The 16,279-nt window shown below is 55.2% G+C and carries 19 protein-coding genes; 8 read left to right on the top strand and 11 right to left on the bottom strand.

Translation table 11 applies throughout. The features are described from left to right. Positions 1-24: 24 nt before the first annotated feature. The 3 genes from PH7735_RS09685 to PH7735_RS09675 all read right to left on the bottom strand — a co-directional run bounded on the left by PH7735_RS09685 (position 25) and on the right by PH7735_RS09675 (position 2,643). Positions 25-444: a hypothetical protein gene (locus PH7735_RS09685; RefSeq protein ID WP_058311040.1), complete on the bottom strand. Its 420-nt coding sequence runs from the start codon at positions 442-444 to the stop codon at positions 25-27. Between the two features lie 205 nt (positions 445-649). Beyond that, positions 650-1,066, bottom strand: coding sequence for a hypothetical protein (locus PH7735_RS09680; protein WP_058311039.1), 417 nt, complete (start codon positions 1,064-1,066; stop codon positions 650-652). A gap of 77 nt (positions 1,067-1,143) precedes the next feature. Further along, positions 1,144-2,643: a CoA-acylating methylmalonate-semialdehyde dehydrogenase gene (locus PH7735_RS09675; RefSeq protein WP_058311038.1), complete on the bottom strand. Its 1,500-nt coding sequence runs from the start codon at positions 2,641-2,643 to the stop codon at positions 1,144-1,146. A gap of 103 nt (positions 2,644-2,746) precedes the next feature. On the opposite strand from PH7735_RS09675, the gene PH7735_RS09670 reads away from it, so the two are divergent. The 5 genes from PH7735_RS09670 to PH7735_RS09650 all read left to right on the top strand — a co-directional run bounded on the left by PH7735_RS09670 (position 2,747) and on the right by PH7735_RS09650 (position 6,984). Then, positions 2,747-3,643: a LysR family transcriptional regulator gene (locus tag PH7735_RS09670; protein WP_058311037.1), complete on the top strand. Its 897-nt coding sequence runs from the start codon at positions 2,747-2,749 to the stop codon at positions 3,641-3,643. Positions 3,644-3,702: 59 nt separating this feature from the next. Beyond that, complete coding sequence (locus PH7735_RS09665) at positions 3,703-4,137, top strand: CBS domain-containing protein (protein ID WP_058311036.1); 435 nt, start codon at positions 3,703-3,705, stop codon at positions 4,135-4,137. A 335-nt stretch (positions 4,138-4,472) separates the two neighbouring features. After that, the gene (gene coaD / locus PH7735_RS09660) at positions 4,473-4,964 is read left to right on the top strand and encodes a pantetheine-phosphate adenylyltransferase (RefSeq protein ID WP_058311035.1); all 492 of its coding nucleotides are present in this window, start codon (positions 4,473-4,475) and stop codon (positions 4,962-4,964) included. 139 nt (positions 4,965-5,103) lie between these two features. After that, positions 5,104-6,081: a DUF808 domain-containing protein gene (locus PH7735_RS09655; RefSeq protein WP_058311034.1), complete on the top strand. Its 978-nt coding sequence runs from the start codon at positions 5,104-5,106 to the stop codon at positions 6,079-6,081. Between the two features lie 99 nt (positions 6,082-6,180). After that, a complete protein-coding gene (locus PH7735_RS09650) occupies positions 6,181-6,984 on the top strand; it encodes an acyl-CoA thioesterase (RefSeq protein ID WP_145865292.1) in 804 nt (267 codons plus the stop codon). A gap of 43 nt (positions 6,985-7,027) precedes the next feature. On the opposite strand, the gene PH7735_RS09645 is transcribed toward PH7735_RS09650, so the two are convergent. Both PH7735_RS09645 and tkt read right to left on the bottom strand, forming a co-directional pair. Then, positions 7,028-7,573, bottom strand: coding sequence for a hypothetical protein (locus PH7735_RS09645; RefSeq protein WP_058311033.1), 546 nt, complete (start codon positions 7,571-7,573; stop codon positions 7,028-7,030). A gap of 66 nt (positions 7,574-7,639) precedes the next feature. Then, positions 7,640-9,658 (bottom strand): transketolase, encoded by a 2,019-nt coding sequence (tkt, locus tag PH7735_RS09640; protein WP_058311032.1) that lies wholly within the window; start codon positions 9,656-9,658, stop codon positions 7,640-7,642. A gap of 269 nt (positions 9,659-9,927) precedes the next feature. On the opposite strand from tkt, the gene PH7735_RS09635 reads away from it, so the two are divergent. Genes PH7735_RS09635 through PH7735_RS09625 form a run of 3 tightly spaced genes read left to right on the top strand, consistent with a single transcriptional unit; the run spans position 9,928 to position 11,391 of the window. Then, positions 9,928-10,665 carry a coiled-coil domain-containing protein gene (locus PH7735_RS09635; protein ID WP_145865291.1) on the top strand — a complete coding sequence of 246 codons (738 nt, stop codon included), beginning with the start codon at positions 9,928-9,930 and terminating at the stop codon, positions 10,663-10,665. Then, on the top strand, positions 10,658-11,053 hold the full coding sequence (locus PH7735_RS09630) for a cell division protein ZapA (RefSeq protein WP_058311030.1): 396 nt from the start codon (positions 10,658-10,660) through the stop codon (positions 11,051-11,053). The genes PH7735_RS09635 and PH7735_RS09630 overlap by 8 nt, the downstream gene beginning before the upstream one ends. Further along, entirely contained in the window at positions 11,053-11,391 is a 339-nt protein-coding gene (locus PH7735_RS09625; protein ID WP_058311029.1) for an MliC family protein, read from the top strand. The genes PH7735_RS09630 and PH7735_RS09625 overlap by 1 nt, the downstream gene beginning before the upstream one ends. Here PH7735_RS09625 and PH7735_RS09620 read toward each other — a convergent pair. From PH7735_RS09620 to PH7735_RS09595, 6 genes are all read right to left on the bottom strand, one after another. Beyond that, positions 11,388-11,828 carry a hypothetical protein gene (locus PH7735_RS09620; RefSeq protein ID WP_058311028.1) on the bottom strand — a complete coding sequence of 147 codons (441 nt, stop codon included), beginning with the start codon at positions 11,826-11,828 and terminating at the stop codon, positions 11,388-11,390. The two genes, PH7735_RS09625 and PH7735_RS09620, sit on opposite strands and share 4 nt — an antisense overlap. Positions 11,829-11,834: 6 nt before the next feature. Then, positions 11,835-12,197, bottom strand: coding sequence for a Grx4 family monothiol glutaredoxin (gene grxD / locus PH7735_RS09615; protein WP_058311027.1), 363 nt, complete (start codon positions 12,195-12,197; stop codon positions 11,835-11,837). Next, positions 12,194-12,427 carry a hypothetical protein gene (locus tag PH7735_RS09610; protein ID WP_058311026.1) on the bottom strand — a complete coding sequence of 78 codons (234 nt, stop codon included), beginning with the start codon at positions 12,425-12,427 and terminating at the stop codon, positions 12,194-12,196. The genes grxD and PH7735_RS09610 overlap by 4 nt, the downstream gene beginning before the upstream one ends. After that, positions 12,427-12,654 carry a BolA/IbaG family iron-sulfur metabolism protein gene (locus tag PH7735_RS09605; RefSeq protein WP_058311025.1) on the bottom strand — a complete coding sequence of 76 codons (228 nt, stop codon included), beginning with the start codon at positions 12,652-12,654 and terminating at the stop codon, positions 12,427-12,429. Before PH7735_RS09605 ends, PH7735_RS09610 begins: the two co-directional genes overlap by 1 nt. 230 nt (positions 12,655-12,884) lie before the next feature. Beyond that, complete coding sequence (gene purL / locus PH7735_RS09600) at positions 12,885-15,044, bottom strand: phosphoribosylformylglycinamidine synthase subunit PurL (RefSeq protein WP_058311024.1); 2,160 nt, start codon at positions 15,042-15,044, stop codon at positions 12,885-12,887. An 82-nt stretch (positions 15,045-15,126) separates the two neighbouring features. Beyond that, the gene (locus tag PH7735_RS09595; RefSeq protein ID WP_058311023.1) at positions 15,127-16,239 is read right to left on the bottom strand and encodes a BamA/TamA family outer membrane protein; all 1,113 of its coding nucleotides are present in this window, start codon (positions 16,237-16,239) and stop codon (positions 15,127-15,129) included. Positions 16,240-16,279 lie beyond the last annotated feature (40 nt).

Here is a 16,279-nt window from a genome sequence, read left to right as displayed (position 1 = left end):
GCGGCGCTGTTGGGCGCCGTTGTTTCACAGGGTTTCTTGCAGGAAGGCTTCCAAATTCGGCTCGGTAACACCCAGCATTTCCAGAACATCGATTTCCTGTTCCAGAATAACGGGGGTGATAATGTCGAGTTGATCCCAAGGGCGTGCAGATAAAAGTGCCATGCCTTGGGCCACACGTGTGGGTGCATAAAACACGACCAAAGGACGGCGTCCCTTGGACTGGAACACTTCGGTCATCTGGGCATGGTGACGGATCAGATGAGGAGAAGCTTTTTCGTGGCCGGTAAGGTGGGACAGATCCACCAGAAGATCACGACCGGATTGAAAATCGGGACGCGACATATAGGTCGAAAAGGCTTGCATACTCTCGCTAATACCCGCGAACCCGGAATACCGGACATACAGCAAATTTTTAGGTTGATGGACCTTGAGCAATACGGGCATCGGGTCTTCCGGTCAGAGTGTGGCGAAGCGACTTCACCATATCCATTTGCCGCACAATGAGTAGATTTTTGTAACCAATTTGTGGTGAAATCACAAAACAGGTCTAAAACTGCTGAAAGTTTGGACAAAGTTATGCTTTCGGCTTCAAAGTTGCCGTCGCTGCATCAAGGATTGCGGTGCTATTTCGGACCAAACGAGCCGCGTATCAGGCGACTTTGAGCGCCTCTTTGAGATCCACGCTGTGCACCCCGAGGATGTCGCAGGCTTCCGAGACGCTTTGAACAATGATCGGAATGATGGCGACAAAGGGTTCCCACGACTTCACGATCATCGCCGACATTTTCTGGCTGATTTTTGTTGGCGACAGGTAAACGACCATGGGTTGGGCCCCCTCGGCCAGAAAAACGTCCGCTTTTTGCGCTTGCGTTTCCATCATGCGCGCAAAGTCTTTGTCATAGCCGGTCAGCCCGCTTAAATCGATCAGCTGGTTTTGACCGGGTTCGCAATCGGGGTGCGATGCATATTGTTCAAAACTCGCGATGGTTTCGTCAATATTGGCGTGGCCCTCATAGCGGACATAGACCAATTTGTGTGACTTCAGGATGCGAAATGAAACGGGCATTTTGACTGCAGACTCCAGTTCACGAAAAAAAGGGGCGGTAAACCGCCCCTTTTTGAAAACATGTTTCGATCCTCAGATCAATCCATAGGTTTGAAGTTAAATTCGCCACCTTGACGAATTCCCGACGGCCAACGCGACGTAATTGTTTTGGTGCGGGTGTAGAACTTGAAGGCATCCGGACCGTGCTGGTTCAGGTCACCAAAGGCAGATTTCTTCCAGCCGCCAAAGGTGTGATAGGCCAAAGGCACGGGAATTGGCACGTTGATACCGATCATGCCGATGTTGATACGATTGGCAAAATCACGCGCGGTGTCGCCATCGCGGGTATAGATCGCGGTGCCGTTGCCGTATTCGTGATCCATCGCATAAGACAGCGCTTCTTCGTAGGTTTCTGCGCGCACAGTCGACAGAACCGGTCCAAAGATTTCCTGTTTGTAGATGTCCATGTCGGTGGTGACGTTGTCAAACAGGCTCGGGCCGACAAAGAAACCGTCCTCATAGCCTTGCAGGCTGAAGTTACGGCCATCCACAACCAGATCCGCACCCTGATCAACGCCGGTTTGAACCAGACGTTCGATGTTGGCTTTGGCCGCACCAGTCACAACCGGACCATAGTCCACGTCGTCGCCAGCAGTGTAGGGGCCAACCTTGAGGGTTTCGACGCGCGGGATCAGCTTTTCAATCAGCTTGTCTGCGGTGTCTTTGCCAACCGGAACAGCAACCGAGATTGCCATGCAGCGTTCGCCAGCAGCGCCATAACCGGCCCCGATCAGCGCGTCAGCGGCCTGATCCAGATCGGCGTCGGGCATGATGATCATGTGGTTCTTCGCGCCGCCAAAGCACTGGACGCGCTTACCTTGCGCACAACCGGTGCCATAGATGTATTCGGCAATCGGGGTCGAGCCAACAAAGCCAACCGACTGGATCGTGTCGTTATAAAGGATCGCATCCACCGACTCTTTGTCGCCGTTGACAACTTGCAGGATGCCCTTGGGCAGACCGGCTTCTTCCATCAGTTCGGCCAGCATCAGAGGCACGGAGGGGTCACGCTCAGATGGTTTCAGGATGAAGGCGTTCCCACAGGCGATGGCAGGCGCGAACATCCACATCGGGATCATGGCGGGGAAGTTGAACGGGGTGATGCCCGCAGTCACACCAAGCGCCTGACGCATGGAGTACATGTCGATGCCGGGGCCGGCGCTGTCGGTGAATTCACCTTTCAGCATTTGCGGGGCACCGATGCAGTATTCCACAACTTCCAGACCACGCTGAACGTCGCCTTTGGCGTCGGGGAAGGTTTTACCGTGCTCGCGCGACAGTGCTTCGGCGAGCTTGTCCATGTCGCGATTCAAGAGGTCAACGAACTTCATCATGACGCGGGCGCGGCGCTGCGGGTTTACGGCTTCCCATGCGGGCTGTGCGGCAGCGGCGATTTCAACAGCGGCGTCCAGCTCTTCTTTGCTGGCCAGCGGGCATTTTGCCTGAACTTCGCCGGTCGCGGGGTTGAAGACATCCGAGAAACGGCCAGACGTACCTTTGACGTGCTCGCCGTTGATGTAATGGGTCAATTCTTGCATGGGGAATCCTCCTGAAAGATGTTGAACGCAGAATAGGCTTGCAAAAATCATTGCAAAAGAGGCAAGATTTCAAAACTGTTTTGCATTTTTTCGGGAGGGTAAAATGGAACCCCAATGGGATGACCTGCGAATTTTCCTCGCTGTGGCCCGAGAAGAGAGCCTGTCTGCGGCGGGCCGACGGCTTAAAGTGGATCCGGCTACTGTCGGGCGGCGTGTCGGGCGGCTGGAAACGGCCTTTGGATCGCCTTTGTTTGTAAAGTCGCCGACGGGATACGCGCTGACCGACAGCGGACAGCGGTTGATGCAGCACGCGATGCGGATCGAGCAAACCATGCAAGTGGCGGCAGAAGAGCTGAGCGGAGAGGCGGGGCAACTGTCCGGCCAGATCCGTATCGGCGCACCGGACGGTGCGGCAAATTACCTGTTGCCGCAGGTCTGCGCCGAAATCGCCAAGGAAAACCCCGATCTTGATGTGCAGATCGTGGCCTTGCCGCGCGTCTTTAGCCTGTCGAAGAGAGAAGCCGATATGGTGGTCGCGGTAAGCCCGCCAACCGCAGGACGTCTGATGGTGCAAAAAATCACCGACTATAAACTGCATCTGGCTGCGGCCCGCTGGTATCTGCGCAACGCGCCGCCCATCAATTCACTGGAAGATCTGAAGGACCACAAAATTGTCGGCTACATCCCCGACATGATCTTTGACAAGGAACTGGATTACCTCAGCGCTGCGGGGCTTGAAAAGCCGTCTTTGTCTTCGAATTCGGTTTCGGTTCAGATCAATTGCGTGCGGATCGGGGCAGGGGTCGGGATCGTTCATGACTTCTCTATTCCTTTCAATCGCGGCGTGCGCAAAATCCTGACAGAAGAGTTCAGTCTGACGCGGTCCTTTTATTTGGTGCGCCATGAAGATGATAAACGCCTCGAGCGTTTGAACCGGTTTTCAGAGGCATTGTGCGAAGGAATGCGTATTGCGGTGCAAAAGCTGGAAGCGGAAACTTGACACTTCAGAATATTGCGGCAACGCTTGTGTTTATGAAATTTTATTAAGGGAGGGCCTTAATGCTCGTACATCAGGTGTTGAAATCCAAAGGCAATCAAGAGGTTGTGACGGTTAAACCCGGTACTTTGGTTTCTGATGCGGCCAAGATTTTGGCGGAAAAAGGGATCGGTACTGTTGTTGTTTCTGCGACCGGAACAAGCGTGGATGGCATCCTTTCAGAGCGCGACATCGTGCGTGAAGTTGCCGCACGTGGCGCGGGATGTCTGTCTGACAAGGTGGACGATTATATGACGTCCGACATTGTGACCTGCACAATGAAAGACGATGCCACAGTTGTTCTGGAAAGAATGACCGAAGGACGTTTCCGTCACATGCCGGTGGTCGAAGACGGAGAGATGATCGGACTTGTCACGCTTGGCGATACCGTCAAGGCGCGGCTGAGCGAACTCAAGATGGAAAAAGACGCTCTGGAAGGCATGATCATGGGCCACTAGGCCCACTTGGCCACCGTCGAGCCGTCTTTTGAGGGGAGGAAGTCGGCCGGCGCGGTGGCCCGTGATTGCAGGGGCGTCAGTCACACAAGATACGCATTGGGAGGTTGGGGACACTCTGAACAAATGCGTGTTTTGATCCTTTGAAACTGATTGCTTTGATTGCCCTGTCTGGGCGAACAAATGCGTCGTTCGTCCTGCGCAGAAATCAGAGGTGTCTTGGTGACCCTGTCCGCCCAATGACGCCCCGTAAGACTACGGGTGACATTCTGTTGCACTTGCATTTTCATACGCAATAATGTTGCGTGCCCCTAAATTGAAATGCGTGGAGAATGCAAATGCGCGTTGGCTTGTATCCCGGTACGTTTGATCCGATCACACTGGGTCATATTGATATTATACGTAGGGCGGCAGTGCTTGTTGACAAGCTTGTCATTGGGGTCGCGATCAATCGCGACAAGGGCCCGCTTTACACTTTGGAAGAGCGCGTCGCCATGATCGAGGCCGAATGCGCCAAGCTTTCCGAGGAAACGGGCACAGAAATTGTGGCGCATCCCTTTGAAAACCTGTTGATCAATTGTGCCCACGATGTTGGTGCCCAGTTGATTATTCGTGGCTTGCGGGCTGTTACCGACTTTGAATACGAATACCAGATGGTTGGCATGAACCGGGCTTTGGATGACACTGTTGAAACTGTGTTTCTGATGGCGGACTTGCAGCATCAGGCGATTGCCTCGAAGCTGGTCAAGGAAATCGCGCGGCTTGGTGGGGATGTGTCGAAATTCGTCACCCCGATGGTCAATGACTCGTTGATCGAACGCTTCGGCTAACTCCGGCGTCAACAAAGCCAGACACGCGGGGGCAACCCCGTGTTTTCCCGAGCTGTTTTCCGTGGCATCTGTTCGCAGAGGTTGATAACCCGCGTCGTTGCGTTAGTGTGCGAACACGTCAGTTTCAGGAGATCTGTGTATGAGTGGTTTGTTGGCCTTGCTTGATGATGTGGCAGCCATTGCCAAAGTGGCGGCTGCGTCTATTGATGATGTTGCGGCACAGGCCGCCAAGGCCGGGGCAAAAGCTGCGGGGGCGGTGATCGACGACGCCGCCGTGACACCAAAGTACGTCCATGGCTTTGAAGCAAAGCGCGAATTGCCGATCATCTGGAAAATCGCGCGTGGATCTATCAAGAACAAACTGCTGATCTTGTTACCTGCAGCACTGCTGTTGGCAAATTTTGCTCCGGGATTGATTGCACCGCTCTTGATGCTGGGCGGGGCCTATCTTTGTTTTGAAGGGGCGGAAAAGATCGCTCATGTCCTTTTCCATAACGAAGAGGCGCATCAGGTCTTCAAGGAAGACAAGCCCGGCGATCCCGCACATCTTGAAGAAGAAAAAGCGGCAGGCGCAATCAAAACAGATTTCATCCTGTCCGCAGAAATCATGACAATCATTCTGGCGGCCATTCCCGAAAGCAACTTCTGGATGGAAGCATCCACATTGGCCGTTGCCGGTGTCGGGATCACGGTGGCGGTTTACGGATCGGTGGCCCTGATCGTCAAAATGGACGACTTTGGTCTGTGGCTGAATGCAAATGGCAATTTCTCCATAACGCGCGGCTTTGGCAGATGGCTTGTTATGGTCATGCCCAAGTTCATGAAGCTTCTCACCGTTGTGGGCACGGCAGCGATGTTGTGGGTTGGCGGGTCGATTGTGATCCACGGCATGGAGCAGCTTGGCGTTGGCTGGCTGGGTCATCACATTCATGACTGGGCTTATGCCATTGGTCATGCCGTCCCCGAGGCCTGGACAGGCTTTGTCGAATGGGTTTCCAAGGCCACAATGGACGGGATCTTTGGTCTGGCATTGGGTTTTGTGCTTATTCCGATTACCACCAAGGTGATTTCGCCTCTGGTCGGCCTGTTCCGCAAAGAGAAACCCGCCTCTCACTAAACGGATCTCGCCTTTCTCAAACGTTTGTGACGGATGGTAATTGCTGCGCGCGAGGAAACGCGCAGCTAGGCTTGGTCAAAAGCGTGAAGAGATAGGCTCATGATCAAAGAAGCGACGTTCACCGAAGTGATGGATGCCCTGTCCGAACAGGACGGGGTGTATTCGGCGCCTGTTCCCGAGAACTGGAAACAGGGGCGTACTGCCTATGGCGGTTTCACGGCGGCCTTGTTGCTGCGTGCGGCACGTCTGAGGTATCCGGACCTGCCCCCGTTGCGCTCTGTGATGGTGAATTTCACGGCCCCTGTTACGGCGCCACCGCAAATCTCGGTCGAGGTGTTGCGGCAAGGGCGGAACATTACAACGGTCTTTGTGCGCAGCGATGTGGACGGCAAACCGGCTGCGGTGGCGACCTTTACCTTTGGCCATAGTCAGGACAGCCATGTGTCTTCTGATCTTCCTGCGCCCGACGCCCTGGCGCCCGAAGACACCGAGCCCTATTTCCCACCCGCCATGAAGCAGCTGCCGATCCGCTTTGCTGAAAACTTTGATCTGCGCCTGATTGAAGGGGATCGCCCCTTTATGGGGGCCGAGCGTGGATATGCGCGGGTCTGGGCGCGCCACAAGGATCCGGCGTGCCGGGGATCGTTCGAGGATCTGTTGGGGATCGCAGATATTTTGCCACCAGCGGTGTTTCCCACCTGCAAACGGCCCGGTCCGAATTCCTCGGTCAACTGGATTTGCAATTTCATGCGCGAAGATCTCACGACCCGTGACGGGTGGTGGATGATGGATACAAACCTGTCCGCCGCCAGAAACGGCTACAGCTCACAGGTGATGCGGGTCTGGAATACGCAGGGCGAACTTGTCGTCGACGGGATGCAATCCGTTATCATCTTTGTGTGACGATCAGGACGCTGTGATCCAGTCTTGATGGGGGCGGGGTAACTTACGGCTTCCAGCGTCTTGCAGGCTGGTTGGCGCGCTCGGGGAAGAAGGCGGCAAACATGTCCTGAGCGGAATAGATGACCCGCTCTTTGCCAAAAACGGTGAACAGCTTCACATGCGCTTTGTAAGAAGGATAGGTCGTGCCGCGCCCTTGGTATTGAACCTTGAGGTTGATCTTGCGGATTTCGCCAGCAAAGTACTCGGCGCCCATCTTCCGCTCGGTGTTTCCGTATCCAAGAAGGTACTTCATATTCAGCTTGAACGACCGGTCACCGGGAACGGTACAGATCAGGGTTTCGGCCTCGTCAAAATTGGTGACCTTGTAAGACACGTTGCTGCCTGAGCCACTTTTGGTGACCGTGCCTTTACCGTTTTCTTCGCGGCACTGGATTTCATAAGGGAAATTCCGAAAATCAGCGATGAATACCCAGTCTTTCGGAGGATAGGCCGGTTGGGGCGTGCTCGAGGTGATTTTCCCGGCAGAGGCCATGCCACAAGAGATCAGCAGGGCAAGCGCGGCACAACAGATTGGGGCAAAAATTCTCATTCGTAAACACCTTGAGACAAGAAAAAGGGCGCCAAAGGGCGCCCTCTCAATTCTGTAACGTCGTTGTTAGCTCAGCAAAGCTTTGGCTTTTTCTGCAACGTTAGACGCTGTGATGCCGAATTTCTCGTACAATTCACCAGCCGGAGCAGAAGCCCCAAAGCGGTCCATGCCGACGAAATCGGATTTGCCGGGACGTGCACGCTCACCAAGCAACCACTGATCCCAGCCTTGGCGCACTGCGGCTTCGACGCCAACGCGCACAGCACCCGCAGGCAGAACCCGACGACGATAGGCTTCGTCCTGTTCTGCGAACAGCTCCATGCACGGCATGGAAACGACACGTGTTCCGATGCCTTCGGCCTCGAGCTTGGCCTTGGCGTCCATCGCAATCGACACTTCCGAGCCGGTTGCGATCAGGATCACCTGACGCTTGTTTTCGGCTTCGGCCAGAACATAGGCACCTTGTGCCGACATGTTCTTGAGCTTGTGCTCGGTACGCAGCGTGGGCAGGTTCTGGCGGGTCAGCGCCATGACCGAAGGTGTTTCCTTCGAGGAAATCGCAACTTCCCATGCCTCGGCAGTTTCAACAGTGTCTGCGGGACGGAACACATATGTGTTCGGTGTCGCACGACAGATCGCCAAATGCTCGACCGGTTGGTGTGTCGGGCCATCTTCGCCAACACCAATCGAGTCGTGGGTCATCACGAACACGGTTGGAATCTTCATCAACGCGGCCAGACGCATCGCAGGACGCGCATAGTCGGTGAAACAGAAGAACGTACCGGAGTAGGGACGAATGCCACCGTGAAGAGCCATGCCGTTCATTGCAGCGGCCATTCCATGTTCGCGGATGCCCCAATACACATAGCGGCCACGGCGGTTGTCGGTGTCAAATACCCCAAGGTCTTCGGTCTTGGTGTTGTTCGACCCTGTCAAATCAGCCGAACCACCAACGGTTTCCGGCATGATCGGGTTGATAACGGCCAAAGCCATTTCCGACGACTTGCGCGTTGCAACCGAAGGCTTTTCTTCCGAAATCTGCTTTTTCAGCGCTTTGACAACGGCCGACAGCTTTTTGGGCACGTCGAGCGCATAAGCGCGGTTGAACCGGTCCTGCTTTTGCTTGGAGGCTTCTGCAAAACGCTCTTCCCAGGCTGCACGGTCAGCAGCACCACGTGCGCCGATGGCTTCCCACTGGGATTTGATGTCGGCAGGCACTTCAAAAGGACCATAGGACCAGCCATACGCCTCTTTCGCGGCTTTCATCTGGTCCGCGTCGGTCAATGCGCCATGGCCTTTGGATGTATCTTGTGCCGCATGGCCCAGTGCGATGTGGGTTTTGCAAGCGATCATCGATGGCTTTTTGGCTTTCTTGGCGGCTTCGATCGCGGCATCAATCGCTTCTGGATCATGGCCGTCGATTTCCTGAACGTGCCAACCGGAAGCGCGGAAGCGCTGAACCTGGTTCGTGCGGTCAGACAGTTCAACAGACCCATCGATAGTGATGTTGTTGTTGTCCCAAAGCACAACCAGATGACCAAGGCTGTGACGACCGGCAAGACCGATAGCTTCCTGGCTGATGCCTTCCATCAGGCAGCCGTCGCCGACGATTGCATAGGTATAGTGGTCAACCAGCTTGCGACCGTATTGTGCGCGCTGGATTTCCTCGGCCATGGCAAAGCCGACGGCGTTGGCGATTCCCTGACCCAACGGGCCGGTTGTGGTTTCCACCGCATCCAGAAGGAAGTTTTCGGGGTGGCCTGCAGTCAGGGCGCCCATCTGGCGGAAGTTTTTGATCTGGTCCAGCGTGACCTGTGCGTCACCACACAAGTGCAAAAGCGAATAGATCAGCATCGAGCCGTGGCCGGCCGAGAGAATGAAACGGTCACGATCTGGCCATTTTGGTGCTGACGCATCAAATTTGAGATGTTTCTCGAACAAGACGGTTGCTACGTCAGCCATGCCCATGGGCATTCCGGAGTGTCCGGAGTTGGCAGCGGCAACGGCATCCAGAGTCAAAGCGCGGATCGCCGCTGCTTTCATCCAATGTTCAGGGTTCTTTTCACGAAGGGCAGCGATATCCACGGGTGAGTGTTCCTTTGATTGGTCGCTTGGAGTTTTTTGCTCAATAGCAGGCTCGGTGCGAATATCAAGCCAACTTGGGGCCCAGATAGGGTAAAGGGGGCGCAATTTGGCCTTCCATTGGGTAAAATCGGCGAGAGTCCGCAGCCAGCCGATTCGTGCTTTGTATTTGTGTCTTGCGCATTCCGGTGGCAAATTGGATTGAAGATCTAAGATCGAGCGGTGAACGGGCAGGGGATAGGCCCGGCGCTCGCAACTAAAGGATGAGGCTGATGAGTGAAATAAGCGACCTCGAAAGCAGGATCAGTGCTGCAATGGACCGGATTGGTCGCAGCCTTGAAGAGCTTCCGGGAGGAGCCGCCGACGCTGGTGAAATGGAAACATTGCAACAACAGCTCGAGGACGAGCGGTTGGCCACGGAGCAAATGCAGGAACGAAACCGCGCGTTGGTTTTGCGTCAGGAATCGCTTGAAGAGACCGTGAAGTCTCTCGAGTCTGAAATCGAGGTGTCGCGCAGCTATGTTGATGCCGGTCAGGCGGAACTGGAAGCGGCCCAAACCGTTGCCGAGTCAGCGCAAGCCGAAGCGGCCCAGGCCGTTTCAGATCTTGAAAAGGCCCGGCAAGAGATCGAAGACGCCAAAGCGGCCCTGAGCGAGGCCGAAGCTGCCGCGCAAGAAGCCGCAAATCAGGTCCCCGAGGCTGCCCCGGAGGAACCGGCGGCTCCGACGCTTGATCTTGATGAAAACCGAGATGTCATCAATCACCTGTCCAAGCGCATTCGGCGCCTGCGCATCACCAGCCGTCAGCTGCGTGAAGCCAACAACCTGTTGCGTGAAGCGACCGAGAAGCAGTTGCCGGATCACACTCTGGTCAACAAGGCGCTTCAGGCTGAACTGAGCAATCTCAAGGCCGAGCGTGAAGTCGAATTGGCCGAGATGGACGTCATCATGGGTGCTTTGCGTCCGATGCTGAACGATGACGCGCAGGAAAAGGAAGCTCAAGATGGCTGAAGTCGAAATTCATATCGGTGGCCGTGTGTTCGAAGTGGCCTGTCAGGAAGGCGAACAGCACTTCTTGCAATCCGCAGCAAAGATGCTGGACAACGAAGCCCAGGTTTTGACCTCGCAGATTGGTCGCATTCCCGAAGCACGTATGCTGTTGATGGCGGGCCTGATGCTGGCGGACAAGACGGCCGGTGTCGAAGACCGTTTGCGCGAACTGGAGGCCGAACTGGCGACTAAACAGCAAGAACTGGAAGCGTTGCAGAACCAACCTGCGCCCGAGCCTGAGAAAATTCAGGTGGCGGTTATCCCGCCCGAAGTGACGGATACATTGGCAGAACTTGCCGCCCGTGCCGAAGCTTTGGCAGCCTCTGTAGAAGAGAAGGCGTCTGTTTGATGGGATCACTGTCCAAGGCGATGGTCATGGCAGGGGGGCTGCTTTTGTTGGCTGCCCCCGCGTTCGCGATTGATATGCGCACTGCGTCTTACACTTGCGATGGCGCGGCAAAGATCATGGCGATCTATGTCGGAACCGGTGAAGATGCGGCGGTGGTCTTGCACTATCAGGATCAACTGGCAGGCCTGTCCGTAACACCGGCTGCGTCCGGTGTGCGGTACTCGGAAGTGCCCTATGGATATGTGTGGCACACCAAGGGCAAAGAGGCGATCCTGTCGCGCGAAACATCCGAAGGTGAAACCACAGTTCTCGACAAGTGTCGGGAAATGGGGTCCTAGCGCCGCAGAAGTTTCTGCATAAATGACTTTTTAGCGCGCGGCGCAATCGACAGCCGCCCGTTAACACAATCCTCAAGCACACCATCCAGTCCGCTGGTGAGACCGGTCAGGATACCCTTGATCTGCGGATCTTGCGGATCACAGTCATCTTGCGCGCCAAAATCGAGGCGTCGGGTGGCCTTGTTCAACTTGTCAGAAGCTGGCTTGAGATTGCTCGCGCTCCGAATTTGTTTTGATAATTCAGAGGCTTCCAGCGCGACTTTATCATCGTTTTGCAAGCGCACCAGAAGAGATGCAGGGGCCGTGATGCGAAGATCCGAGGTCTCGGTTTTTTCAACCGAACATCCCAGATTCTCGGACAGGCGACGCTGTAACAGGTCGAGGGAAACAATGCGAGACCCGGGCGTGTACCAGAGTCTCGCGATCACTTTTGTCATGACGTATTAAGCGTTGGCTTCGCGGATGCGATCAGCGGCTTCTTTGTCGAACGAGACCCCGTTGGTTTCAAACATCGTGTCCAGCTCGCCAGAGAGGGTCATTTCGGTGATGATGTCACATCCGCCGACAAATTCGCCCTTGATGTAAAGCTGCGGAATTGTTGGCCAATCGGAATAGTCTTTGATGCCCTGGCGGAGTTCGTCGTCGGCCAGAACATTCACATCGGCAAAGTCGATGCCCATGTAGTTCAATACGCCAGCCACACGGCTTGAAAAGCCACACTGCGGCATGTCTTTGGTGCCTTTCATGAAAAGCACAACATCATTGGCTTTGACGGTTTCGTCGATTTGCGTTTTTGCATCGCTCATTTGCGCGTTTCCTTATGCGTCTGCGCCGTGCTCTGGCGCGCTCTTTCCTCAAGAACGTCTTGAAGAAGGGAGGTGTCTGTTGCGTGTTGTCCGGCGACCAGTTTCGAAACCTTCTTGGGTCGGGACTGGGACAAGGGGCGGTATTTCTGCCCTCTGAAGTAAGCCTCGCTTCCAATTGCCAAAACCAGCAAAAGGATCACGACGCCCACGATCAGAAGGGCGGTGTTCATTACTCTGGTGCCTTGGTGGTCAGCGCAAGGGCATGCAAACGTCCGCTGTCAATCGCGGTTTTCAGCGTCGCGTTTACCGCGCGCTGCTGCTGAATGCGGCTTTTGCCGGTAAAGCTCTGGTCGATGACTTCAGCAGAAAAGTGCTGGCCGTCGTCGCCCATAACCGTGATCTTGGCGTCAGGGAAACCTTCGCGGATCATGGCCTCGATATCAGAAGCAAGAAGCATTGCTATCTCCGTATTGGTGTTCATTTGAATTTAGGGCCGACAAGAGGCCTGTGCAAGCAGATCGCGGTAAACAAAGCAAATCGGCATGTGCAAAGCCTGTCAGAGTACCAGCCCCCATATTTGGAATTTATGCTTGCCGGACAACGGGGATAGGCAAAACACATGGGAAAAGCCAAAAGGCAGGCGCGATGCACCTGCCTTTGTCATTTTTGAGCCTGCGGGCCTGTTGATCAGGCAACCGCATCAGCAAAAGCGCTGCGGAACTGCTGTGACAGCTCTTCAAGAGATGCCGAACTGTTGCCCATCCAGACCATGTCACCCGTGAACTTGCCAACGGATGTGATTGTCACACCCGCTTGACCGGCATTGATCATCAGGGCTTCGGCCTGATCAAAGTTACAGGCAACCAGATAGCGGCCCTGATCTTCGCCAAACAGGAAGGCCGTATCATCGCTGTCGAGTTGAACACCGACTCCAGCGGCTTCGGCCATTTCAAATGCCGCCAGTGCAAGGCCACCATCACTCAGATCGGTACACACCTTGATCCAGTCGCGGTTGGCGCGGACAAAGTCACCATTGCGTTTTTCCGCGTCAAGATCGACCGCAGGCGCGTCGCCTTCTTCGCGGTTGAAAACCTCGGCCAAAAGGGCGGATTGGCCCAGGTGTCCGGTTGTTTCGCCGATGACAAGTGCAACGTGGCCGTCGCGGGCCAGATCGTTGATCGGCTCTTCGTCGGCGGCAATCAGACCAACGGCCCCGATTGTCGGAGTGGGCAGGATGCCGGACCCGTCTGTTTCGTTATAGAGCGACACGTTGCCCGACACGATGGGCATGTTCAGCGCAGCAACGGCTTCACCGATACCTTTGATCGCACCAACAAACTGGCCCATGATCTCGGGCTTTTCGGGGTTGCCGAAGTTGAGGTTGTCGGTCGATGCCAGAGGTGTGGCGCCAACGGCTGTGAGGTTGCGATAAGCTTCGGCAACGGCCTGTTTGCCGCCCTCAATCGGGTTTGCCTTGACATAGCGCGGGGTCACGTCGCTGGTGAAGGCCAGCTTTTTGTCGGTGCCATGCACGCGGATGATTCCGGCGCCTTGACCGGGCAGGCGGGCACTGTCGGCCATAACCATGGTGTCATACTGTTCGTAGACCCATTGTTTGCCTGCATAGTTCGGCGAGGAAATCAGACCTTTCAGACCGTCAATCGGATCGATCTGTGGTACATCGGCCAGTTCTTCAGCCTCGGGTGTGGGGATCCATGGGCGGTCGTATTCTGGTGCGCGGCCTGACAGTGGCGACAATGGCAGATCGGCTTTGACCTCGCCGTTGTGCAGGATCAGGAACCGGTCTTCTGCCAGTGTTTCACCTACGATGGCAAAATCCAGATCCCATTTTTCGAAAACCGCGCGGGCTTCTGCTTCGAGTTCCGGGTTCAGAACCATCAGCATGCGTTCTTGGGATTCTGACAGCATCATCTCGTAGGCTGTCATGTTGTCTTCACGCTGGGGTACATCTTCGAGGTTGAGCTTGACGCCCAGTTTGCCCTTGTCGCCCATTTCCACAGCCGAACAGGTCAGACCAGCCGCACCCATGTCTTGGATCGAGATCACGGCGCCGGTTTGCATCAGTTCGAGCGTGGCTTCCATCAGGCGTTTTTCTGTGAAGGGGTCACCCACCTGAACGGTTGGTCGCTTTTCTTCGATGGTGTCGTCAAACTCTGCCGAAGCCATGGTTGCACCTCCCACACCGTCACGGCCGGTTTTCGCACCAAGGTAAACAACCGGCATTCCGATGCCCGATGCGGCGGAATAGAAAATTGCGTCGCTTTTTGCGATCCCGGCAGCAAAGGCATTCACAAGGCAGTTGCCGTTATAAGCAGGGTGAAAGCGGACTTCGCCGCCAACGGTCGGGACACCAAAACAGTTGCCGTATCCGCCAACACCTTCCACAACACCGTTTACCAACTGTCGTGTTTTGTGGTGGCTGGTCTCGCCAAAGGAAAGAGAGTTCATCGCCGCGATCGGGCGAGCCCCCATGGTGAAGACGTCACGCAGAATGCCGCCAACGCCCGTGGCCGCGCCTTGATAGGGTTCGATATAAGACGGGTGGTTGTGGCTTTCCATTTTGAAAACCACGGCGTCGCCGTCGCCGATGTCAACGATACCGGCATTTTCGCCGGGGCCGCAGATCACCTGAGGGCCGTCGGTTGGCAGCGTACGCAACCATTTTTTCGACGATTTATACGAGCAGTGTTCGTTCCACATCGCCGAGAAAATACCAAGTTCGGTAAATGTTGGCTCGCGGCCGATGATCTCGAGGATCAGCTCGTATTCGTCGGGCTTCAATCCGTGGGCTTCGATGAGATCGGTTGTAATGGCCGGTTCCTGCATGGTCCTAAGATTCCCCAAAGATGGCATGTCACAGGGCTTTTAGGTCAGTCCGGCCATAAGGGAAAGGGCAAAGGCGCCGCAGTTAGAAACGTTGACCCACATAAATATACGTCAGGTTTTCCCCTTCGTCGTTATGAGAGAAGTCGATCGAGAAATCGGCATCAAATTTTTTGCTGAGTTTGAAACGCATGCCCAGACCTCCGGCGACATGGACACCCCCTGCACTCAGCGAGGTGAACTCTTGTCCGGTCATGCCTGCGCCGGCAAAGGCAACCGCTCTAAACCGTTCACTTAAATTCTGGCGCACTTCAATCTGGGCAGACAGGCTGCGCGGGCCAAGATACTGCATGGATGAAAAGCCGCGGAATGCATCCGTGCCACCCAGCGAACACAAATCAAAGAAGGGCGAGTCCGTCGAAGCCGCGCATGTTGTGGCGCGTGCTGCGACAACCGTTTTTTCCTGAATTTGACGGTAGGCAGAAAAATTCAGCACCGCCTTGCCATATTGACGGGTCGAGGCGCTGTTAAGGACCTCGCCTGCCATGAGTTCGAAATCAAGGATATGGCCTTGAACGGGGTAAAGCGTGTTTTCGCGTGTGTCCCAGCGCGCCAAAAAACTCAGGTTAACCGTTTCCAGATCCGCGTCAGGCGACACCGAGATGGGTAAGGCAGAGGAACTGCCGGATGAAATCGTTGTGTCCAGATAGCGAAGCTTGCCCCCAAAGGACAAATCGGGCGTCACACCGTACAAAAGTTCGCCGCTAAACAGGATCCCTTTTTGGTTAAGCGGTACGGGAAGCCCCAAGACATAAAGGTCATAGTTCAGGTCTGCCTCTGCGATGGTCGCAGACAACTGCCATGTGTTGTGATCCCATGCCAAGGAACCGCTGAGCCCATAGGCGGTGGTGCCATTGTCACTGTGAAGCGCGCCAAGCCCGAGAACCGAAGTGTTGCTGTCTTCATCTGCCTGATACAGATAGCCCGCGCCAATTGCGAGGCCTGCGCCAATCAAAGGGTTGTTGAACGGGATAGGGGCTACAACAACAGATCCTGCCGAAAACCCGAACTCGTGATCAAGAGTTGCGGCCTCAATCTTTTGGGCGGGTTTTGCCATTGCCGTTTGGGCCAGACCAGGGGTGGCAAAACCAGAAAAGAGACCGGACGCAATCAAGGGGATGGCTTTGATGAGGTTCATGGCAGGGCAGCTTTTAAAAAGAGACTTGCCCGGGGTTTGG

This window comes from Shimia thalassica (assembly GCF_001458215.1).
GTDB classification, from domain to species: Bacteria; Pseudomonadota; Alphaproteobacteria; order Rhodobacterales; family Rhodobacteraceae; genus Shimia; species Shimia thalassica.
This window is presented reverse-complemented; position numbering and strand designations above follow the sequence as displayed.

Bases quoted from the DNA above. Each gene is read 5' to 3' on its own strand.
- PH7735_RS09685 (WP_058311040.1), bottom strand. From the start codon at position 444: ATGCCCGTATTGCTCAAGGTCCATCAACCTAAAAATTTGCTGTATGTC.
- PH7735_RS09680 (WP_058311039.1), bottom strand. From the start codon at position 1,066: ATGCCCGTTTCATTTCGCATCCTGAAGTCACACAAATTGGTCTATGTC.
- PH7735_RS09675 (WP_058311038.1), bottom strand. From the start codon at position 2,643: ATGCAAGAATTGACCCATTACATCAACGGCGAGCACGTCAAAGGTACG.
- PH7735_RS09670 (WP_058311037.1), top strand. From the start codon at position 2,747: ATGGAACCCCAATGGGATGACCTGCGAATTTTCCTCGCTGTGGCCCGA.
- PH7735_RS09665 (WP_058311036.1), top strand. From the start codon at position 3,703: ATGCTCGTACATCAGGTGTTGAAATCCAAAGGCAATCAAGAGGTTGTG.
- coaD (WP_058311035.1), top strand. From the start codon at position 4,473: ATGCGCGTTGGCTTGTATCCCGGTACGTTTGATCCGATCACACTGGGT.
- PH7735_RS09655 (WP_058311034.1), top strand. From the start codon at position 5,104: ATGAGTGGTTTGTTGGCCTTGCTTGATGATGTGGCAGCCATTGCCAAA.
- PH7735_RS09650 (WP_145865292.1), top strand. From the start codon at position 6,181: ATGATCAAAGAAGCGACGTTCACCGAAGTGATGGATGCCCTGTCCGAA.
- PH7735_RS09645 (WP_058311033.1), bottom strand. From the start codon at position 7,573: ATGAGAATTTTTGCCCCAATCTGTTGTGCCGCGCTTGCCCTGCTGATC.
- PH7735_RS09635 (WP_145865291.1), top strand. From the start codon at position 9,928: ATGAGTGAAATAAGCGACCTCGAAAGCAGGATCAGTGCTGCAATGGAC.
- PH7735_RS09630 (WP_058311030.1), top strand. From the start codon at position 10,658: ATGGCTGAAGTCGAAATTCATATCGGTGGCCGTGTGTTCGAAGTGGCC.
- PH7735_RS09625 (WP_058311029.1), top strand. From the start codon at position 11,053: ATGGGATCACTGTCCAAGGCGATGGTCATGGCAGGGGGGCTGCTTTTG.
- PH7735_RS09620 (WP_058311028.1), bottom strand. From the start codon at position 11,828: ATGACAAAAGTGATCGCGAGACTCTGGTACACGCCCGGGTCTCGCATT.
- grxD (WP_058311027.1), bottom strand. From the start codon at position 12,197: ATGAGCGATGCAAAAACGCAAATCGACGAAACCGTCAAAGCCAATGAT.
- PH7735_RS09610 (WP_058311026.1), bottom strand. From the start codon at position 12,427: ATGAACACCGCCCTTCTGATCGTGGGCGTCGTGATCCTTTTGCTGGTT.
- PH7735_RS09605 (WP_058311025.1), bottom strand. From the start codon at position 12,654: ATGCTTCTTGCTTCTGATATCGAGGCCATGATCCGCGAAGGTTTCCCT.
- purL (WP_058311024.1), bottom strand. From the start codon at position 15,044: ATGCAGGAACCGGCCATTACAACCGATCTCATCGAAGCCCACGGATTG.
- PH7735_RS09595 (WP_058311023.1), bottom strand. From the start codon at position 16,239: ATGAACCTCATCAAAGCCATCCCCTTGATTGCGTCCGGTCTCTTTTCT.